Source organism: Nostoc sp. (genome assembly GCF_036917275.1).
Taxonomy (GTDB): domain Bacteria; phylum Cyanobacteriota; class Cyanobacteriia; order Cyanobacteriales; family Nostocaceae; genus Nostoc.
The window spans coordinates 62,838-82,683 of sequence record NZ_JBALDF010000016.1 but is presented as its reverse complement, the minus strand read 5'-3'; the positions used below and the strand labels follow the sequence as shown (position 1 = coordinate 82,683).

The window sequence follows — 19,846 nt, the reverse complement described above, 5'->3', positions numbered from 1 at the left end:
AAGAAGATGGTAAAGGTTTCCCTACCTCGCATTCCAGATCAATTTCGTTGTCACGCCACTGTAACTTCCAAATACGTTTTTCGGTTATTGGTGCTTTGACAGACTGAGCGATGTCTACGACGGGCTACGCCTACGCACTATATACCTGCTCTGCTTTAAGATCATCCTTAGCTGCTGGCACAAAAAACTTCATAGGCTTTAGTTACAAGTAACGTGAATTTCACTAGCACCAGCGTAACGCAGTTACCAAGGCAATCTGCTCCCATTCCATGAGAAAAACTGTCCACTATCGCCTTCTTGAAGCTGTTCAATCACAGCCAATAATTGAGTAACAGTACGTTCTACTGAAAATAATTGTTCCGCAGGTACATTTTTCTGGAAAGGATGGGAAAGACGCGTATCAGTTGTACCAGGATGCAATGTCACTATTAATGCTTTAGGACAACTTCTTTTATACTCAATTGCCGCAGTTCGCATCAACATATTGAGTGCTGCTTTAGAAGCGCGATAGCCATACCATCCACCAAGTTGGTTATCGCCAATACTGCCCAATTTAGCAGAAATAGTGGCGAACACACTGCGTTCTCCATGACGAAACAGAGGCAATAGATGTTTAGCCAGCAAGACAGCACCAACACTATTTATCTGAAAGTAGCGCAGCAAATTTTCTGAATTGATTTGTCTTAAGCTTTTTTCAGGTTGTAAAGTATCTTCATGCAACAGTCCTACACAGTTGACTACCAAATGTAGTTTGTCAACTTGAGTATGTATTTTTTGAACAGCTTCAACAATCTGCAACTCGTCAGTAATATCCATCTCCAGACAAATTAATCGCTGAGAATGTTCGTCTGCAAGAGCTATTAAATCGGAGGCTGATTCCGGTTGACGATAAGTTGCATAAACTTTGGCTATTATGTTATCTTCTAGCAACTTCTTCACAAAACCCAAACCAATACCTCGGTTGGCTCCCACAATCAATGCATTGACAGGATTAATTTTATCGATAAAAGACATATTGTATTTATGATTTAAAAATAGGAAAAGTTAATATAAATAGGACTTACGCAAAAATTGCCAACTTCGCTTAATTTATCGAACCGCCAAGACGAGGCAGTGCGTTGGGCGGCTCTGCCGACTTGAAGCAACTGCCGTGCCAAGAGCGCCGAGAATTCGTAGAGTGTGCGTAAGTCCTAACAAATTACCAGTAATGTTGGGTTGCGCTTCCCTTAAACCAACCTACGCAGATTAGCAAAATTATAATATTTATGGTTTACTTACCAATACAAAACTTGCTAAAAATTCTATTTAAAACTGATTCTGTAACTTCTTCTCCGGTAATTTCTCCTAGTGCTTGAATCGCACCACGCAAGTCAATTGTCCAAAAGTCAAGAGGTAACTGCTGGGCAATTGTTGCTTGTACTTGTTCTAAGGAAATTTTCGCTTGAGTTAAGGCTGCTGCTTGCCTTTGATTAATGGCTAAATCCATATCAGCCGCTTGGACTTTTCCAGCTTTAACTATCTCTAAAATTGCTGTTTCTAAAGTATCAATTCCTTGATTTTTGGCTGCTGCTGTAATAATTTTAAATTTGGAAGTTGGGATTTCGGATTGAATAATTTTTATTTCGCTTTCTTGTAATAAGTCAATTTTGTTAATAACTAGAATCAACGGACGGTGTTGTACCTGTTCGTAAATTTCTCGATCGCCTTCTGTCCAACCATCTGAAGCGTCGATGGTAAGCAAGACTAAATCAGCTGCATTGGCAGCACGACGCGATCGCTCGACACCAATTTTTTCTACTTGGTCTGTTGTTTCCCGAATCCCCGCTGTATCTAGCACTTGTACGGGAATTCCGCCGACAACTAACTGAGATTCCACCACATCGCGGGTTGTACCAGGTAAATCAGTTACAATGGCGCGATCGGTCTGGCTCCAAGCATTCAATAAGCTGGACTTACCCACATTTGGACGCCCAACAATTGCCACTTTTAAACCTGTGCGTAGCAACTCACCTTTGTCTTTGGTTTCCAATAATTTAGTTATTTGTGCGGCAATTTTCTCGATTTCTGATATTATTACTTTATCATCCAGCGGAGTCAGGTCTTCCTCAAAATCGATTCGAGCTTCGATTTCTGCCAAAATATCCAAACAGTTAGCGCGTAACTGCCGGATCGGATGAGCTAGTTTTCCCTGTAAACCAGCTAAGGCAGTTTGGGCAGCTTGAGGCGATCGCGCTCCCACTAAGTCAGCAATACCTTCAGCTTGTGTCAAATCCAATCGTCCATTCAAAAAGGCGCGGAGAGTAAATTCTCCCGGTTGGGCTAGTCTAGCGCCATTTTCCAAACACAGTTGCAACACCTGCTGCACTGCCATTATTCCCCCGTGGCAATGGAATTCCACCACATCTTCACGGGTGTAAGAACGTGGTGCTTTCATAATCAGCAATAAGGCTTCATCCACCAGTTGTTGCGTCTGGGGATGGCGAATGTAACCGTAGAGAATCCGGTGAGTTTCCCAAAGCCCTCCTGGTGAATGAAAGAGAGTTTGGGCTAGAGCCATTGCTTGGGAACCGGATACCCGCACAATACCAACGCTACCCTGTTGGGGGACAACAGCTGTAGCGATCGCGGCGATGGTTCCAGTAGTGGCAAAAACTTCTGACATGAGCGCCCTTTATGAGAGTGAGGAGTGAGGAGTACAGACGCGATTAATCGCGTCTGTACAGGAGTAAAAATCATAACTCATAACTCTTAACTTTCTAAATGGTAGGTATTTAGACTAATTAGATGGCAACTGGCAAGGTAAAATTTACCTGAAGGGTAATGCCTGATAGTAAAGAGTGAGAAGTTAGGGGTGAAAATCATAACTCACAACTTATAACTCATAACTTTTAGAGAGAGGAATTTACTGTGGAGCAAAAAATTAACTGCGCCCAAGCTTGTGTTAACGGCTGTGTTTTAAAGGAAAAATGCCCTAATATCGAGTTTAGAGAGGCTGCTGCAAAATTTATTGAGGAGACTCCTTTAGATAAAATGTTGGAGTTGGCACAAGAACGTCTGCGGAAAAAAATCATAGAACCGCCAAAATGGGTTTTTCCTGAAGATCCATAGCATTCGTGCCAACAGGCATAAGCAAAGACAGCCTGGAGGTTAAACAGTATCTGAATCTATATTTAATTCTCGCAGTTTTGCCGCCAAGCGATCGCTGCGTTGCTTTTCTTGTTCAGTCTGTTGTGCAACTTCTTCCGGCGTCGAGTTTAATGCCCTACTTAAGAAAAGCGGTATGAAGATCCAACTGAGGAGATTTGGGAAACTAAAGACTTTCACTGCCTTGAAATCGCGCCCGAAAACTATCTTCTGACATCCGCACTGATTCAGGGAGAGCGAATGACTCGTCGCTGGGCAATTTGGCAAAGAAGCGAACTAAGTTGGAAAATTGTTTACCACCAAGGTACTGTCGTTTAAGAGTTCACCTTTGTCTCTATTTAAGTTTGCCTAATTTTCATCGCCCTCGATGAGAAAATTTTGGAAAGGCGATCGCTTACAATTATAAGATAGTTCGTCATTGCGTTGGCGCAGCCTTCCCATCGGGTACGAAGTGTTGGCGGTAGCGTCTGGTAAAGTAGCAATTGCAAAGACTGAGATTCCTACGCTTCACTTCGTGCTGCTGGCAATGACATCTTACATTTAATTGTATCTACTTACCTATTTGATGATTCTAGAGTATAAGCTACCACAATAGGAGAATTTAATGTCTAATCCAGATGAGCTGATGAAAGTGCGCTCAACCGAACTTACCGATGAGAAGCTAGCTCAAGGTATACCTCTTACTGTACAAGGGCTAGAGGAAATAGATAACAAAGTACTCGCTGAGTTTGAACCTGATTATGTAGAGGAGAATCCAGACGAAATCCTCCCTTTACCCTCTGACACAGTGGAATAAAAAATCATCGGTAAGTTAGGGTTCGTTTTTTTATGATTTTGCGTAAGTCCTGGTTAAATTAAAATCATTGTTAATGATGTTGTTTAAATATCTAACCCAACCACAGTTAATTCAGGCGGATGTTCAACATGAAACTGGTAATATATTTCTCGTCGCTCCTGTGGTGGAAAAGTTAACTGCCATTCTAAAATCCCCATTTCACCAAGTTGAATTTGTGGGTTGCTGCGGCTGAGGCGCACTTTAATTTGCTCGTCGCGACTAACTGGTAACTGTTCAGTTACTTTCAGAATTACTTCTTTGTCTAGTAAGTTAGTAATTATCAACCGATAACTATAAGTAATCCGGCGCTGGTTGCTAATTAATCTTTTGTCTACCAGACGTTCAATTAAGTCGCGCTCAATTTTTAAACCTTCATCAATCCCTAAGTTCAGTTTAAACTCTTGCCCTGGTGCAATATTCTCTAACTGAGTTGTCCCAATAAAAACATTGTCGCGGAAAATATTCGCTTTACCTGGTAACAAAGTTGCACCGTTGGGACTATTTTTCACATTAGCTTGCAGGTAAGCAAAACTTACCAAGCGCGGCATTGCTACATAATCAAAGCTACAAAAATAATCATCATTGAAAATTGTAGTTTTATGGGGTGCGCCATCACTGGGAATGTTACCACCACCATTTAATTTAAAGGTAACTACACTCCCTTCTTTGAATACTTCTGCTGTAACAGTTTCTGCTGGGATAAGACTATCTTGTGCAACTTCGTCTTCATCTTGCCAATCCGCTCTAGCAGCAGAAGCAGGCGGCTCTGCTATGCTAGGCAGCAGTGGTGGCTGGGCAGCAAATCGTTGTCGCCCTCTATGAAGACGTAGGGTATCAATATACCAAGGTTCAAGTTTGGGCGGGAGTGTACCTAATCCCGGTTTAGCGGTAGAAAGGGTGAGATTTGCACCAATCCAATCTTCGCCACTACTTTGACTGATTTCTGCAAAGTAGCTCAGATGTACAATATCGCTGGTAGTGCTAAAGCGCAAGTCATAAAGCGGAGTCCAACTAGCGCGATTCACTAAGTATGATATCTCTAATTCAAATTCGCCTTCACCCGCAACTTCAATTGCCACAACTAAGCTAAAATTTTCTTTGGGATGGGGTGTTTGGATTTTTTGCAACGAGGTGAGGAGTACTTGCAGTTGTTTATCTAATTCCTGCTGTTGGGTTTTGCACTCCCCAGATGCGATCGCATATTCACTATACTGGCTTCCGAGAAAGTTCAAAAAATCCAGAGTTTCGCTAAGGCTGAGATTTTTTCGGGATAAACTCTGTGCAAACGGTTCTTCTGTTTTTTCACGTAAGCCGGCGATAAAACTAGACTGCAACGCTAAAGCATCGACTTGGGCTTGCAGGTGGCGTTTTTCTGCTTCTAACTGCTGAATTTGCCTTGTCAAATGTGCTACTCGTTCTGCTATAGGTTCAGTAGTGTAAATGCGATCGCAACTCACTCCAAGCATTCGCACCCCTACTGTGCCTGTACCACTTACCCTGACAGACTCAGTTTCTAGAGTCTCTGGCACTGGGGTAATTACTAATTGTTGTTCAATTCCTGTTAAAGAGACTACACCCCGCCGTGTAACCAATGCCCTGTCAGCATACACTGTAACAGCTACAATCTCGCTTTGTACTGTTTTGCACCAAGACGGTATTTCCGGGTTAACCACTGCCAGTTTTCCCCCATTTTTAATTGATTCTGCTGGTTAATTGTCAATGTTTCCCGGTCTAACCGTCAACCCCTTTAGGGAATCCAAATAAAAAAATATCCAATTACTTTTTCTTTTTGTGGGGTGGGCGTCTCGCCATTAGTGTCAAGTTAACGTGAAAGCCCACCCTAATCAAGACTTACGCACACTCTACGATTCTTGGCGTTCTTGGCACGGCAGTTGCTTCAAGTCGGCAGAGCCGCCCAACGCACTGCCTCGTCTTGGCGGTTCGATAAATTAAGCGAAGTTGGCGATTTTTGCGTAAGTCCTACTAATAAAAGAGTGAAAATTTTTCGTACCCACCTAGATTTTCGATCTCCCCTAACCCACGCTAGTCATGGGGAGCCAATGCAGTCTTCTTCCTACAGCCCTTCTCAAGACAGGAGACGCTCTTGCGTTCGGGCATCCTACGGCAGGCGCTGACTCGCTTTTTAAGGGGGGAACTATTAATCGAATACCCCCTTTATAAGGGGGTTAGGGGATCTAAAAGGACAGGTAATTGAGTGTTTGAGCTTAAGTTGACACCAATGGCATCTTGTCCACCTTTAGCCAAAGGCGGATAAAATGCCCACAAGATTGGATAATTGATTTGTTGAAATCCCTTAGTTTACCGATGAATTGGCTTAAGTGTACTAGAAGGAATCACAGGGTTTTGCTCTACAAAATTCTTTGCCGCAGCTAGTAGATACTCATAATATGCACGAGCGACGATAGATAGCTGCTTACCACCTGGGTAAACCATGTACCAATTTCGCTGAATGGGAAAGTGTTGTACATCTAAAATGCTAAACTCTGAGGCGTCTAATAATAAGGTATGACGGGATAAAACGGAAATTCCTAAACCACCTGCGATCGCTTGTTTAATTGCCTCGTTACTTCCCAATTCCAGCTTAACTTTTACTGTCACCGCATGTTCTTCAAATAGGCTTTGGACAGCGCGACGAGTTCCTGAACCTGGTTCGCGCATAATAAAAGGTTCGTTAGATAGGCGTTGTATCGGAATATTTTTTTCCTTGGATAACGGATGATTAATTGGTGCAAAGACTATCAAAGGGTTTTCTAAAAATGCTTCGCAATTCACATCTATATTGTCTGGAATTTGACTCATAATATATAAGTCATCCAGATTATTACTCATCCGTTCCAAAATTTGTTCGTGATTCGTTACTTGCAGCGAGATATCAATCCCTGGATAAAGTTCGCAAAAGGGCCCTAACAAACGTGGGATAAAATATTTTGCTGTTGTAATCACTGCCAAGCGTAATTGTCCCTGTTTTAGCCCTTTTAAATCCGCTACCTTCATTTCAAACTGGGCTATATTTTCAAAAATCTGCCGACAAGTGGCAAATAATTCCCGTCCTGCCTCGGTGAGATACAACCGCTTGCCTACCTGCTCAAATAATGGCAACCCTACCGATTTTGTGAGTTGCTTGATCTGCATAGAAACGGTGGGTTGGGTGAGAAACAATTCCTCCGCAGCGCGAGTAAAGCTACTGTGCCGTGCCGCCGCCTCGAATACCTTTAACTGGTGCAGCGTCGCTTGCTTCAAGGGTGATTCTCCTATATATAGCTATTAATAGATATAAAACTAGTATTGCTGAACGCTGGCAAATGATATAGTGATGCTCACAGAAAGTTACGAGTTTTATTCATAGATAAAACTCTATCCCTTCTATTAAAATAAAGGTATTCTATTTATGGATTTAAGAAGCTATTATCGGAAGAGCAAAAGCGTAAGATGCCTTCCCTCTAAATGATGAATGTTGAATGATGAATGAGGATTTTCCAAAATTCATCTATCATCATTCATCATTCCATAATTCTTCTGTAACTTTAGTAGATAGCTTGGTTAAATCTGGTAATCTTAGTACCTCAATTTCAGCAACTTGTTCTTTAATATTCACTGGTAAGTTTAACGGTTGGCGTTCTTCTATCCAGCAGCTTGCTAATGGCAAGGTTTGCTCCATTTCGTCTAAGGGTCGGGGAATTACCATCACTGCATTCAATTCCCCAATGCGTTCTGCCTCAAACATTCCAGCTTCCACTGCTACCGCCACATTTGCTACGGAACCACGAATAATAGCTGTACACAAACCCGCACCAATTTTTTCATAGGCTGCTAAATGAACATCAGCAGCTTTGAGCATGGCATCACATGCTCCTACCATCGCTGGAAATCCTCGCGTTTCTACCAAACCAATTGCTTGGTTACTCAGACGGCTGTAATTACCCTCCTCCATCAATTTAGTGAAACGGGTTGTAATGGGAAGCACTATATCCAAGTTGGGATAAGGTCGGGGAATCACCAAGCTAGAAATCAACTGACCAAACTGTTCAGCCGTTTGGACACCGGATTCTACGGCAAGACGCACATCAGCAATTCCACCCCGCACGATCGCAGTACAATGACCACTACCAGTTTTTTCATACCCAATTAGATGAACTCCTGCCGATTTCAGCATCATATCCGCTGTACCAACTATCGCTGGAAAGCTGCGGGTAGAAACTAAACCCAAAGCAGTATCCTGATAGGTTTCTTGACTACTCGCTCCCTGGATGGTCTTCATAGACCGTTGATTATATGTTTCCATGTGAATTCTCCAAAATAGGGAAAAAGCCGACAACTTACAATTAACACTTACTCGGACTAATCGTCAGAGTTTGGGTCACTCAAGGATTGTCTATGAGGAAACAATGTGGTCAACAGTCTGTTTATGCTCCCTTGCCCATAAATTTGAGTCCCGAAACCATTAGGGGATTCTGTGGTTAGCTGATTGGGGTCTGAGTCATGTTTTGTAGACTCTTGAGCGGTTTCTTGCAAGGTGGAGTCAGGATCATTGGCTGGTTCCTCTACAGGACGTGACTGGCTTTCTGGAGTGGCGGTAGATTTAAAGTAAGAAATTGACTTGTTTTGTTTGAAATCCACAAAAGCCGAAGCTGAGAAGTTAGTTGAGGAAATTACCTTTTCTTTAACTCCACCTAAGCCATTTTCCTCTTCCTTCTGCGGTGTCCCACTTGTAGAAGCTGGGTTATTTGTAGATGGTTCCGGTTGCTTTGTTTGGGCAATCTGCCGACTGGTGTCTCCTAAAATTGAACCAGGTGGTACTACTTGTCTAGGTTCAACTGAATAGTTAAAAACTGTTGTTGCTGTACCAATGCAAGCATTTGCTCCAATTTTGCCCTTACCAACCATCAAAAAACCGGCTCCCAGGTTTGCGCCTGCTTCTACCTCTAGGGTTCCTTCATGGACTTGGAGAATTGATCCCATACCAATACAGACCCCTGGCCCAATGATGATCTTGCTATTTACAGCCGCTAGAAGGATTACTCCAGGTGCAAGTACTGCGCTTGGATGAATAGTCACCTCACCACTAATGTAAGAATCAAAGTTGTTGCTGAGGTGCAGTGGCGGCACAGACATGGAAATTTTAACCTCGGAAGCCGGAAGAAAATAGAGAGTGAGGAGTTGAAGTGAGGAGTTAGTTAAAAGTAAGGAGTTATAAATTTTAAGTTTAGAGTTATGAATTAACAATTTTTTTCAACTCTTAACTCCTGTACAGACGCGATTAATCGCATCTCTAATCCTAATTACTAACTCCTACCTCCTTAAGGTCGTTGGATAATCGTTTCTAATACGCGACGTTTGGCTTTAGGGTCAATACCAATTAAGCGCACATATTCTCCTTGGTATTCGCCGAGGTGTCTTTCTACGGCTGCGATCGCTTCTCTTTCTGAGGAGGCTTGAATTTGACCGGTACTAGTCCAGGAACCAGTCCGGAACCGCCGTTGGTCTACGTGTTCTATGCTAATTTTAGAGCCGCTAGCCAATAATTGCCGGAGTTGATCTACTACTTCAGTACTCAAGCGGGTACTGGTAGCTGTTGCTGTAGCAGAGGGTGTACTGCTAGTAAATGATTTCTCACTGCCAGAGGAAGCTACTTGACCATTTGGACGTTGGATAATAGTCTCTAATACCCGTCGTTTGGCTTTGGGGTCAATACCAATTAAGCGCACATATTCTCCTTGGTATTGGCCAAGGTGTCCTTCTACAGCTGCGATCGCTTCTCTTTCTGAAGAGGCTTGAATTTGACCAGTACTAGTCCAGGAACCAGTCCGGAAGCGGCGCTCATCTACGTGTTCAATGCTAATTTTATTGCCGCCAGCCAATAATTGCCGGAGTTGGTCTACTACTTCAGTACTTAAGCGAGTACTGGTAGCTGTTCCCATTGCGGAGGATGCACCGCTAGTAAATGATTTTTGACTGCCAGAGGAGGCTACTTGACCATTTGGACGTTGGATAATGGTCTCTAATACCCGCCGTTTGGCTTTGGTATCAATGCCGATTAAGCGCACATACTCGCCTTGATGGCTTTCTATACATTCTTCCAAACCGGAGATTACTTGATTTATGGCAGTTGCTTCAATTGGCTTGCAACTAGTCCAGGAACCAGTTCGGAAGCGCCGCTCATCTACGTGTTCCATGCCAATTTTGTAACCAACTGCCAGAAGTTGGCGGATTTGCTCTACAGTTTCGCCATTGACTTTGCCACTGCTAGAGCCGTTACTGCTACCATTACTGCTGCTGTAACTGCTATTGCCACGATTAGCAGGAGCTTTAAAGCTTGTAGCTGGTTTAACATCATCATCTGGACGTTGGATGATGTTCTCTAACACCCGCCGTCTACCTTTGTCAATGCCAAACAGTCGGACATACTCGCCGCTATGGTTTCTTACACAGCTTTCTAATGCTGCGATCGCTTCACCGATGGATCTCGTTTCAATTGGTTGGCAACTAGTCCAAGAACCCGTGCGGAACCGTCTTTGGTCTACATGTTCCGTACCAATCTTATACCCTTGCTCTAATAGATAGCGCAACTGGTCTATTGTTTCTGCACCCAAGCTATTGCTCGACACTTCACTACTCCTTTCCAACTCTAAGACCGTAATACCATTACCTGTATAAGATTTAGCGTTCTCATCCCGAATGGGTGCTATACATTTGCTATCTGCTGCACAAAGATAACCAGATCGTAATGCCTGATTAATCCCAACCACATGATGAGCAAATTCCTTATCCTGATCTTGCACATCTGGCAAGCGGTCAGCTTGCTGCTGGCTAGTAATTATCGCTCCCGAAGGTACATATTTACCTGGGGGAATTTCTACGTCTTGAATTAAAGTGTGCAGCATCACAATGCAACCTGCACCCACCCTGGCATTAAACACCGTAGAGCGAAAGCCAATGAAGGAATTATCCCCTATATAAGCTGGTCCATGAATTAGAGCCATATGGGTTATACAAGCATTTTTACCTACCCACACCGAGTATTTATTTTGGTCATCGCCAATTACTCGACCTTGCTCCAACCCATGAATCACAACCCCATCTTGAATATTAGTGTTTTCACCAATATAAAAAGGTGTGCCTTCATCTGCTCTAATCGTAGTCCCCGGAGCAACGATTACATTTGCACCGATCCGCACATCTCCAATGACATTGGAGAATGAATGTACAAAGGCAGTTTCATGGATTTTGGGTTCAGCTAAATTCCTTGACCACGGGGTTGGGGGTGCCGCCGTGTTGCGGACTGCCATTTCGAGACTCCTCCTGTATTAAGTTAGGAGTTATGAGTTAGGAGTTATGAGTTTTAACTTTTCACTCCTCACTCCTCACTTCTCTAACTGTTGACTATCGATATTGATCTTTTTTGCTGTAGATCATGCGATCTTCAACGTGAATGGTATCTATGATCGCTACTACCACTGCATCTAATGGTCGCTGTTCATTGCCAACAACTTTACGAGCAGCACTGCCATTACTGACAAGTACCCACTCATCTACTCCTGCTCCCACACTATCTGCTGCTACCTCATATTGTGGGAGGATGTTTCCATCTTCATCTACTAATTGTAACAACAGTAGTTTGACACCTCTGAGACTTGGGTCTTTTTGGGTACTAACTACTGTGCCGCGAACTTTGGCGACTTGCATTACAAATTACGGTCTTCTACCGAAAGGACGAATTGCATTCACATTTTCACGGAACTGTTCTACATCTTCTGTATAACGAATTGGTAGGACGTATTCCAAGTTCTCGTGAGGACGAGCAATAATATGAGTAGATAACACTTGTCCGCCGTTGACTCGCTTCACTGATTCAACACCTGCGGCCACAGAAGCTTGCACTTCCGATACGTCACCCCGGACAATCACGGTAACTCTACCACTGCCGATTTTTTCATAGCCGACTAGAGTAACACGGGCAGCCTTCACCATCGCATCAGCAGCTTCCACTACTGCTGGAAAGCCTAGCGTTTCAACCATTCCCACTGCAATTGACATTAGTTTTAATCCCTATTTAAAGTTTTTAGCCTTGAACAAAAGCGATGCTCAAAAAAGGTAAAGAGCGTTAGTTACTTTGTTTAAACAGCTTTTAGGTACGGAACTGTTCCACAGCTTCTGTGTAACGAATCGGCAAGACGTATTCCAGGTTTTCATGAGGACGAGCAATGATGTGAGTGGATAAGACTTCACCACCATTTACTCTTTTCGCCGCTTCAACCCCGGCAGCTACGGAAGCTTGCACTTCAGATACATCTCCCCTAACTATTACGGTGACGCGAGCGCTACCAATTTTTTCATACCCTACTAAAGTGACACGGGCGGCTTTCACCATCGCATCAGCAGCTTCTACGACTGCTGGAAAGCCCTTCGTTTCAATCATTCCAACTGCAATTGGCATCGCAGAACTCCTACAAAATGAATCTAATCAGTACTGTCGCTTGAAATTTTTGACGGGGAGAGCTTTATCTTAAAGCTAAGAAAACACTTCCAAATTAAGCATAGGAAAGCTTGGCGTTCTTGGCAATATAAATTACTATAATAGTTTATGATAAGAAAGTTTTAGAAAACTTAACATAAATTTATCTGCGCTTCTGAGCAATTAAAGTTTACTGATTCCTAGAGCAGCCACTTATGCTTTATAATTTCTTTATCACATTTACAAAACGACATTCATAACCAAGGGTAATTTTATCTGGCGAGTGACGAGAAGCGGCTGTGTCTTTTGCTGTTTCTATCTTCTGCCAATTTTAGGCAGACGTACAAGGACTAGGTGAAAAATATATAATTTTTTCAAATATATCGTATAAACTACTTTGCTCAAAGTAGGAATACAAATGTAAAAAGGTCAGTAAGGTTAAGGCAAGTAAATGCTTTTGCGTATGTAAAGTTATATTTTATGGAAGTTTAATAGAGGAAAGTGAAGTAAAAACACTTTTGATAATTTAGTTTAAACAATAGTAAAAAAAATTGATATTTTCTTAAATTAATTTTTTAGAATAAATAAATGTATGAAAGCTTTTTTAAAATCAAGGCTAAGTCGTCAAGGGAAATTTAAATGAATCAATTTCTATTTTCAACAAGTTGGTTTGTGCCTTTATATAGCTTATTGGGTGCAATTTTGACGTTGCCGTGGGGAATAGGGATAATTCGGCGAACAGGGCCAAGACCTGCGGCATACATCAACTTGTTAACGACCGTTTTGGCTTTTGCCCATAGCCTGTTTGTATTTAAAAATATTTGGGATAGAGAACCAGAAAACTTACTGATTACTTGGTTCAAAGCTGCGGATTTAGACTTATCTTTAAGCTTGGAACTATCGCCAATCAGTATTGGGGCAACAGTTTTAATTACAGGGTTAAGCTTACTGGCACAAGTTTACGCTCTGGGTTATATGGAAAAAGACTGGTCGTTAGCGCGTTTTTTTGGGCTACTGGGATTTTTTGAAGCAGCGCTGAGTGGTCTAGCAATCAGCGATTCTTTGTTTGTTAGCTATGCCCTTTTGGAAGTCCTGACGCTTTCAACTTACTTGTTGGTAGGGTTCTGGTATGCTCAACCATTAGTAGTAACAGCAGCGCGAGATGCGTTTTGGACTAAACGGGTGGGAGACTTGTTGCTACTGATGGCTGTGGTAACGCTTTCTACCTTAGCCGGCAGTTTGAACTTTTCGGATTTATATGAGTGGGCGCAAACAGCTAATTTAAGCCCAACCATATCAGCATTGCTGGGGTTGGCGTTAATTGCTGGGCCTGCTGGTAAATGTGCCCAATTTCCACTGCACCTGTGGTTAGATGAGGCCATGGAAGGGCCCAATCCCGCCTCGGTAATGCGAAACTCACTAGTAGTAGCTGGTGGTGCTTATCTCTTGTATAAACTGCAACCATTGTTAGCACTGTCGCCAGTTGCCTTAAATACCTTGGTAGTCATGGGCACGGTGACAGCGATTGGGGCAACATTAGTATCTTTAGCTCAAATAGATATTAAGCGATCGCTATCTCATTCCACCAGTGCATACATGGGCTTAGTGTTTTTGGCGGTGGGATTGCAGCAAGGGGGTGTGGCCTTGATGTTGCTATTAACTCATGCGATCGCTAAAGCATTATTATTCATGAGTTCGGGTTCGGTAATCTTGACTACCCAAAGCCAAGACTTAACAGAAATGGGCGGTCTGTGGTCACGGATGCCAGCCACCACCACTGCCTATGTTGTCGGTTCAGCGGGAATGGTATCACTGCTACCATTGGGAAGCTTTTGGGCAATGCTAGCATGGGCTGACGGTTTCGTGAATATTAGCCCTTGGGTGATTGGGGTTTTAATATTGGTCAATGGCTTGACAGCATTTAATTTGACGAGAGTATTTAGATTAGTCTTCTGGGGGAAACCGCAACAAAAGACCCGTCGCACTCCAGAAGTTGGTTGGCAGATGGCCTTGCCAATGGTGATTCTTACAGTGCTGACTCTGCTTGTACCTCTGATGCTACAGCAATGGTACTTACTACCCGATTGGGAAAGTATTAATTGGTATGTAGCCTTAGCGTTGTTTGGGTCTACCGTGGTAGGCGTAGGTGTAGGGTGTACAGTTTATCTGCACAAAGCTTGGTCAAGATCCAGAATCTTGGCATGGAGATTTCTGCAAGACTTGTTAGGTTATGATTTTTATATTGACCGCGTTTATCTTGTAACTGTGGTAAGTGCAGTAGCACTGCTATCTAAAATTTCTGCTTGGAGCGATCGCTATTTAGTCGATGGTTTAGTAAACTTGGTTGGGTTTGCGACAATTCTCGGCGGACAAACTTTAAAATACAGCATTTCTGGGCAATCTCAGGGCTATATGTTGACCATCCTAGCAGTTGTCAGCGTCCTGGGTTTTTTCATCAGCTGGTCATCGGGTTTACTAGATAAATTGCCTTTTTAATTGAGACGCGATTAATCGCGTCTGTACAGGAGTTAGGAGTTAAAAGTTACTTATTCTCTTCTGCTCCCCTTTCCCCTGCTCCCCTTACCTGAATTCTATGCTTAGTGTTTTAATTTTAGTGCCGTTAATCGGTGCAGCTTTAATTGGTTTCTCCCCCTCTGGTATTAATGGAAAATTTGCCCGTGGGGTGGCTTTGGTCTTTGCCAGTATTGCTTTCTTGTGGACAATCGTACTAGCAATTCAATTCCATCCAGGAGAAATAACTCAACAGTTTGCCGAGTCTCTCCCTTGGGTAGACGTTTTAGGCTTAAACTATAATCTTGGGATAGATGGTTTATCTTTACCATTGCTGGTTTTAAATGGATTGTTAACTTGCATTGCCATCTACAGCAGTGATCAAACCCTACAGCGTCCTAAATTTTATTACTCTTTGATACTATTATTAAGCGCTGGGGTGACTGGAGCTTTTCTAGCACAGGATTTACTACTATTTTTCCTGTTTTACGAATTGGAACTAATCCCGCTATATCTCTTGATAGCTATTTGGGGTGGAGCCAAGCGGGGTTATGCGGCAACAAAATTTCTCATTTATACTGCTGTTTCTGGAATCTTGATTTTGGCAAGTTTCCTCGGCATGGTTTGGCTGAGTGGTTCCTCTAACTTTGCACTAGCAACCTTGAACACTACAACTTTACCTCTAGCAACACAGCTTTTACTGCTAGCGGGGATTTTGGTAGGTTTCGGAATTAAAATTCCCTTAGTTCCCTTTCATACTTGGTTGCCAGATGCTCACGTTGAAGCTTCCACACCGATTTCAGTGCTGCTGGCTGGGGTGCTGTTGAAGTTGGGAACTTACGGCTTACTGCGCTTTGGCATGAACTTGTTACCAGAAGCTTGGAGTTATGTAACTCCTTGGTTGGCGACTTGGGCAGTAGTGAGCGTACTCTATGGTTCATCCTGCGCGATCGCCCAAACCGATATGAAAAAAATGGTGGCATACAGTTCCATTGGACACATGGGCTATGTGCTTTTAGCGGCGGCGGCGGCTACACCCTTAAGCGTGTTGGGTGCTGTCATGCAAATGATTAGCCACGGCTTGATTTCGGCAATGCTGTTTTTGCTGGTAGGGGTTGTGTATAAAAAAGCCGGAAGCCGGGATTTAGAAGTCCTCCGAGGACTGCTGAACCCAGAACGGGGTATGCCCGTAATTGGTAGCTTGATTGTTGTGGGAGTCATGGCCAGCGCTGGTATACCAGGAATGGTCGGGTTTATTTCCGAATTCGTAGTTTATCGGGGGAGTTTTCCAGTTTTCCCAGTCCAAACCTTGCTATGCATGATTGGTACAGGCTTAACTGCGGTTTACTTCCTGATACTCCTCAATCAGGCCTTTTTTGGACGCTTGTCTGCACAAGTTACTAACTTGCCGCGTGTGTATTGGAGCGATCGCGGCCCAGCTGCAATTTTAGCTGTGCTAATTGTGATTTTTGGCATCCAGCCGTCTTGGTTAGCACGCTGGAGTGAACCAACAATTACAGCAATGGTGAATACTCAAAACGTTGTAGCAACAGTGTCCTTGGATAAAAAATAGGGAATGGGGAGTAGGGAGTGAGGAGTGGGGAGATGAGGGAGATGGGGGAGACAAGGGAGAAAGATTGCTACCTTGTCCCCCTTGTCCTCTTCCCCATGCCCAATGCCCCATGCCCAATACTTAATGGAGAAATTACAATGGTAACTATTAGAAAGAAATTCACAAACGAACCTTTACCTGAGTTTATTGAACGCCTGCAAACCGGACAGGCATTACTTTCCGATAGCCCAGAAAATGTGGTGGAAGTAGTTGGTATTCTCAAAAGCTATGGCGTAGTTATAGATGCCTATTCAATAAATCTGAATTATATTGCCGAACATCAGTTTTTAGTATTTTTCCCATTTTTTAAATACTTTAATGGAGAAGTATCTTTTCAGAAATTACTTCGTCACTGGTGGCATGATCGCATTAATTTTGAATATGCCGAGTATTGCATGAAAGGCATGATGTGGCACGGTGGCGGCGGTTTAGATACATATTTAGATACAAAAGAATTTCAAGAAAGAGCCAAAGCTGTTATCACAGCTAAATTCAAAAATAATCCTTTAATTTTAGGTCTTAACCAACTGTTTCCAGACTTTTTGACCGAACAGTTACGCGTTTCTGCTTACTACACTGGTTTAGGTCAATTTTGGCGAGTCATGGCTGATATTTTTCTCAGCTTATCAGACCGCTACGACAAAGGCGAAATCGAATCAATTCCCCAAATTGTAGACCATATTAAAGTAGGGTTAGTGGAAAATGCATCCAAGCCAATTACCTACACTGTCAAAGTTCGGGAAAAACTCTATGAAATCATTCCTGAAGACGTTGGTTTGACTTTCTTAGCAGACACAGCAATACCTTATGTAGAAGCAGTTTTTTTTAGAGGAACACCTTTCCACGGCACAGTTTCATACAACGCCCAAGCTTATCAAATATCCCCAGATCAAAGTCGATTCCAGTATGGCGCATTATACGCCGATCCTTTACCCATCGGCGGTGCAGGTATTCCTCCTACCTTGTTGATGCAAGATATGCGTCATTATCTTCCAGAATACTTGCATGAAATTTATCGTCGCAGCCTCCGAGGTGAAGATGATTTGCGAGTGCAAATTTGTATGACTTTCCAAAAATCGATGTTTTGCGTAACGACAGCAACGATTTTGGGACTGATGCCTTATCCCTTGGATACTAAAGATCCAAATGAGGAAAAAGGTAATCGAGTTTATTTAGAGAAGTGGATGAGTCGCTTAGAAACTTCGCGGTTGCTTGATGTGAATAAATAGGTAAAGATTAAACTTCTGGTTCAACGCCTAAAGAGCGCAATTGAGCAGTTAAGCGATCGGCTCTTTCCTCACCAGTCAACAACAAATTACCTTGCAAATCCCACCAGCGTAACCAAGGTAATTCCATATTGTAATATTGTCCCTGCCAAATTCCTAACTCAACTCCTAAAGGATGTATGGGATAATGGGCGCGTTCATTTGCTGTTAATAACTGATATTGTCCACCAATTAATTCATAAACTTGTACACTGGCTTTATTCACTTCATAAATGCCATAGAAGGGAGGACGAATCACCTGCTCATAAATCCAAAATTTCCCCTTCCAAGGGGTTTTATCTCTTTCTTCACTACCATCGCCAGAAACAAATTCTAATGCAATCAATGGGGCAATAAACTCTCGCCATAGTACATAAGACCTGCGCGTTTGTCCATTCAGAGTAGGTGGTACATTCCCTACATAGAACCAGTCTGGTGCTTCTGCACCTTTTTCTGGGGGGTCAGTGATGCGCCAGTATATACCGCTATCTTGACCAATACAGTATTGCCCATCAGGATGACGTTTTTGTAATATCGGTTTAATCGAGTCTGTTAGGAGAATGCTTTGAGGATGTTCCTGAAAGTTTTTGACGAATATACCGTCAGACTCAGGAAGTTGTGTATGGTCTGGAAACGGGGTGAGGTCGGTGGATAAATCGGTTGCAGAGGTCATAAGGTTACCTTTGCAGGAGTAAGGGTTGTTTTTTAGTTTAGCAAGCACAGACGTAAAGCGGCTTACCGTGGACATCGCAGTATTTCTGTAAAGCTAGGCTCAGACTAGCAAGACTTTCTTACCTAATAATTAAAGATTACGTCCGATATTTCACTGTAGGAAGATGACGACCAATATAGCCAATAATCACTATTCCCGGTTGTTCCGCAAAAAAATGGATTCGCCAGTTGCAGAATCTCAATTTAACATGTCGTTCAAATAGACGCTCTTTACCATCAGGACAATAAAAAGTTCTTTCTTTGAAATATTTATCAAGCGTTGGTTTACTCTCCCCCGATTTCTCAATAGGATACCCGTCGAGATTGAAATAGCCATTATTCCAGTTTTTACTACATTTGTGAAGCTCAAATAATATGCTCACAACAGGTTGTAGTTCTAACTGTCCAGTACGGATATATTCCAACTGCCTTCTAACAGCATCGCAGAATTCTAGGTTAGGAAATAATTCCTCTCTACGATTCCAAACTTGTACCCCATCGCTAACATTTTGATAAATGCGCTCTTGATTTTGTTGAATCAGACTAACGTGTTCTTGTACATGGCTGCTACGGCTAGCATGGATAATTTCTACAATTTCGTTAATTATCTCTCCATCTTCATCCAAGTATTGGAATTCCAGTTTTACACGGTTACAATTCCAGCATTCCTGAGAAAGCAAGCTGATTGCAATTGTATTGATTGTGATCGTATTAAGTACATAAGCGATACCAAGCCCAATAGCCATTTCTCCTTGATAACGAAATTCCGACAAGCTAGCATTATTTTCAATATCTTGAATTTCTGAATTGGTAATATCTGTTGAGAAAGGTGCTTTAGTTGCAAGAGTTTTGATAAAAAGCCGTTCAACTTGCTCCGCGTCATTAAGCCAGTGACGAAGAGGATAGTTAGGTGCAAGTATTGTTGTATAAAAATCTTCTTTAGTGCGAAGGTTTACCTTTACCCCTTGAGCTTCACTGCCTTTATGGTCTTAATTAGCTCAGACATTCTTTGCTGTGCTACTTGCTTATTTGGAGCCGGATTCCGCAGAGATAACTCATTTAACATTAAGTCAAAATCCACCTTCTACTCTCCCGCAGGCTCAAGTAAAATATCTAAACTTTTTTCCCATTCATCAAAGAAACCATCGGGCCATTTATCAATTCTTCCGTTTCTATCAATATGTGGTGATACTACTTCTGTAACAGTTTGTCCTTCTTTTTCTCGTCGCTGAAAATAATGTAAATTAACATCATACGGCTTAATCTTCTACGTACCTAGTCTATTACTTGTTTAC

18 protein-coding genes and 1 pseudogene are annotated in these 19,846 nt (G+C 42.6%); 5 read left to right on the top strand and 14 right to left on the bottom strand.

The features are described from left to right. Positions 1 to 243 precede the first annotated feature (243 nt). Together V7K35_RS06980 and mnmE are read right to left on the bottom strand one after the other, a co-directional pair. On the bottom strand, positions 244 to 1,014 hold the full coding sequence (locus V7K35_RS06980; RefSeq protein ID WP_335077471.1) for an SDR family NAD(P)-dependent oxidoreductase: 771 nt from the start codon (positions 1,012 to 1,014) through the stop codon (positions 244 to 246). A 256-nt stretch (positions 1,015 to 1,270) separates the two neighbouring features. Further along, positions 1,271 to 2,662 carry a tRNA uridine-5-carboxymethylaminomethyl(34) synthesis GTPase MnmE gene (gene mnmE / locus V7K35_RS06975; protein WP_335077469.1) on the bottom strand — a complete coding sequence of 464 codons (1,392 nt, stop codon included), beginning with the start codon at positions 2,660 to 2,662 and terminating at the stop codon, positions 1,271 to 1,273. Between the two features lie 245 nt (positions 2,663 to 2,907). Here mnmE and V7K35_RS06970 point away from each other — a divergent pair, with 245 nt between their 5' ends. Continuing rightward, positions 2,908 to 3,108, top strand: a complete 201-nt coding sequence (locus V7K35_RS06970) for a hypothetical protein (protein ID WP_334795798.1) — start codon at positions 2,908 to 2,910, stop codon at positions 3,106 to 3,108. Positions 3,109 to 3,147: 39 nt separating this feature from the next. Here V7K35_RS06970 and V7K35_RS06965 read toward each other — a convergent pair. Next, positions 3,148 to 3,249: pseudogene (locus V7K35_RS06965) on the bottom strand (Uma2 family endonuclease); the annotation flags it as partial. 499 nt (positions 3,250 to 3,748) lie between these two features. Here V7K35_RS06965 and V7K35_RS06960 point away from each other — a divergent pair. Then, a complete protein-coding gene (locus V7K35_RS06960; RefSeq protein ID WP_273765912.1) occupies positions 3,749 to 3,940 on the top strand; it encodes a hypothetical protein in 192 nt (63 codons plus the stop codon). Positions 3,941 to 4,023: 83 nt separating this feature from the next. Here the strand turns inward: V7K35_RS06960 and V7K35_RS06955 are convergent, their stop codons facing one another. From V7K35_RS06955 to V7K35_RS06915, 8 genes are all read right to left on the bottom strand, one after another. Then, positions 4,024 to 5,652, bottom strand: coding sequence for a mucoidy inhibitor MuiA family protein (locus tag V7K35_RS06955; RefSeq protein ID WP_335077467.1), 1,629 nt, complete (start codon positions 5,650 to 5,652; stop codon positions 4,024 to 4,026). 646 nt (positions 5,653 to 6,298) lie between these two features. Next, on the bottom strand, positions 6,299 to 7,240 hold the full coding sequence (locus V7K35_RS06950; RefSeq protein WP_335077465.1) for a LysR family transcriptional regulator: 942 nt from the start codon (positions 7,238 to 7,240) through the stop codon (positions 6,299 to 6,301). Between the two features lie 253 nt (positions 7,241 to 7,493). Then, positions 7,494 to 8,282: a BMC domain-containing protein gene (locus V7K35_RS06945; RefSeq protein ID WP_334795793.1), complete on the bottom strand. Its 789-nt coding sequence runs from the start codon at positions 8,280 to 8,282 to the stop codon at positions 7,494 to 7,496. Between the two features lie 56 nt (positions 8,283 to 8,338). Beyond that, positions 8,339 to 9,112 carry a transferase gene (locus V7K35_RS06940; RefSeq protein ID WP_335077463.1) on the bottom strand — a complete coding sequence of 258 codons (774 nt, stop codon included), beginning with the start codon at positions 9,110 to 9,112 and terminating at the stop codon, positions 8,339 to 8,341. A 185-nt stretch (positions 9,113 to 9,297) separates the two neighbouring features. Beyond that, on the bottom strand, positions 9,298 to 11,286 hold the full coding sequence (locus V7K35_RS06930; protein ID WP_442939697.1) for a ribulose bisphosphate carboxylase small subunit: 1,989 nt from the start codon (positions 11,284 to 11,286) through the stop codon (positions 9,298 to 9,300). Positions 11,287 to 11,380: 94 nt separating this feature from the next. Next, positions 11,381 to 11,683: a EutN/CcmL family microcompartment protein gene (locus V7K35_RS06925; protein WP_334795790.1), complete on the bottom strand. Its 303-nt coding sequence runs from the start codon at positions 11,681 to 11,683 to the stop codon at positions 11,381 to 11,383. A gap of 6 nt (positions 11,684 to 11,689) precedes the next feature. Next, a complete protein-coding gene (locus V7K35_RS06920) occupies positions 11,690 to 12,034 on the bottom strand; it encodes a carbon dioxide-concentrating mechanism protein CcmK (RefSeq protein WP_010995041.1) in 345 nt (114 codons plus the stop codon). A gap of 91 nt (positions 12,035 to 12,125) precedes the next feature. Next, a complete protein-coding gene (locus V7K35_RS06915; RefSeq protein ID WP_190891121.1) occupies positions 12,126 to 12,434 on the bottom strand; it encodes a carbon dioxide-concentrating mechanism protein CcmK in 309 nt (102 codons plus the stop codon). 657 nt (positions 12,435 to 13,091) lie between these two features. Here V7K35_RS06915 and V7K35_RS06910 point away from each other — a divergent pair. The 3 genes from V7K35_RS06910 (at position 13,092) to V7K35_RS06900 (ending at position 17,804) form a co-directional block, all read left to right on the top strand. Next, positions 13,092 to 14,948 (top strand): NAD(P)H-quinone oxidoreductase subunit F, encoded by a 1,857-nt coding sequence (locus V7K35_RS06910; protein WP_335077461.1) that lies wholly within the window; start codon positions 13,092 to 13,094, stop codon positions 14,946 to 14,948. Positions 14,949 to 15,045: 97 nt separating this feature from the next. Beyond that, a complete protein-coding gene (locus V7K35_RS06905; protein ID WP_335077459.1) occupies positions 15,046 to 16,536 on the top strand; it encodes an NADH-quinone oxidoreductase subunit M in 1,491 nt (496 codons plus the stop codon). Between the two features lie 137 nt (positions 16,537 to 16,673). After that, positions 16,674 to 17,804, top strand: coding sequence for a CO2 hydration protein (locus V7K35_RS06900; RefSeq protein WP_335077457.1), 1,131 nt, complete (start codon positions 16,674 to 16,676; stop codon positions 17,802 to 17,804). 7 nt (positions 17,805 to 17,811) lie between these two features. Here the strand turns inward: V7K35_RS06900 and V7K35_RS06895 are convergent, their stop codons facing one another. The 3 genes from V7K35_RS06895 to V7K35_RS06885 all read right to left on the bottom strand — a co-directional run bounded on the left by V7K35_RS06895 (position 17,812) and on the right by V7K35_RS06885 (position 19,815). After that, positions 17,812 to 18,513 (bottom strand): Uma2 family endonuclease, encoded by a 702-nt coding sequence (locus V7K35_RS06895; RefSeq protein ID WP_335077455.1) that lies wholly within the window; start codon positions 18,511 to 18,513, stop codon positions 17,812 to 17,814. Positions 18,514 to 18,649: 136 nt separating this feature from the next. Beyond that, entirely contained in the window at positions 18,650 to 19,297 is a 648-nt protein-coding gene (locus V7K35_RS06890; RefSeq protein WP_335077454.1) for a hypothetical protein, read from the bottom strand. A 338-nt stretch (positions 19,298 to 19,635) separates the two neighbouring features. Further along, positions 19,636 to 19,815 (bottom strand): DUF3696 domain-containing protein, encoded by a 180-nt coding sequence (locus V7K35_RS06885; protein ID WP_335077490.1) that lies wholly within the window; start codon positions 19,813 to 19,815, stop codon positions 19,636 to 19,638. Positions 19,816 to 19,846 lie beyond the last annotated feature (31 nt).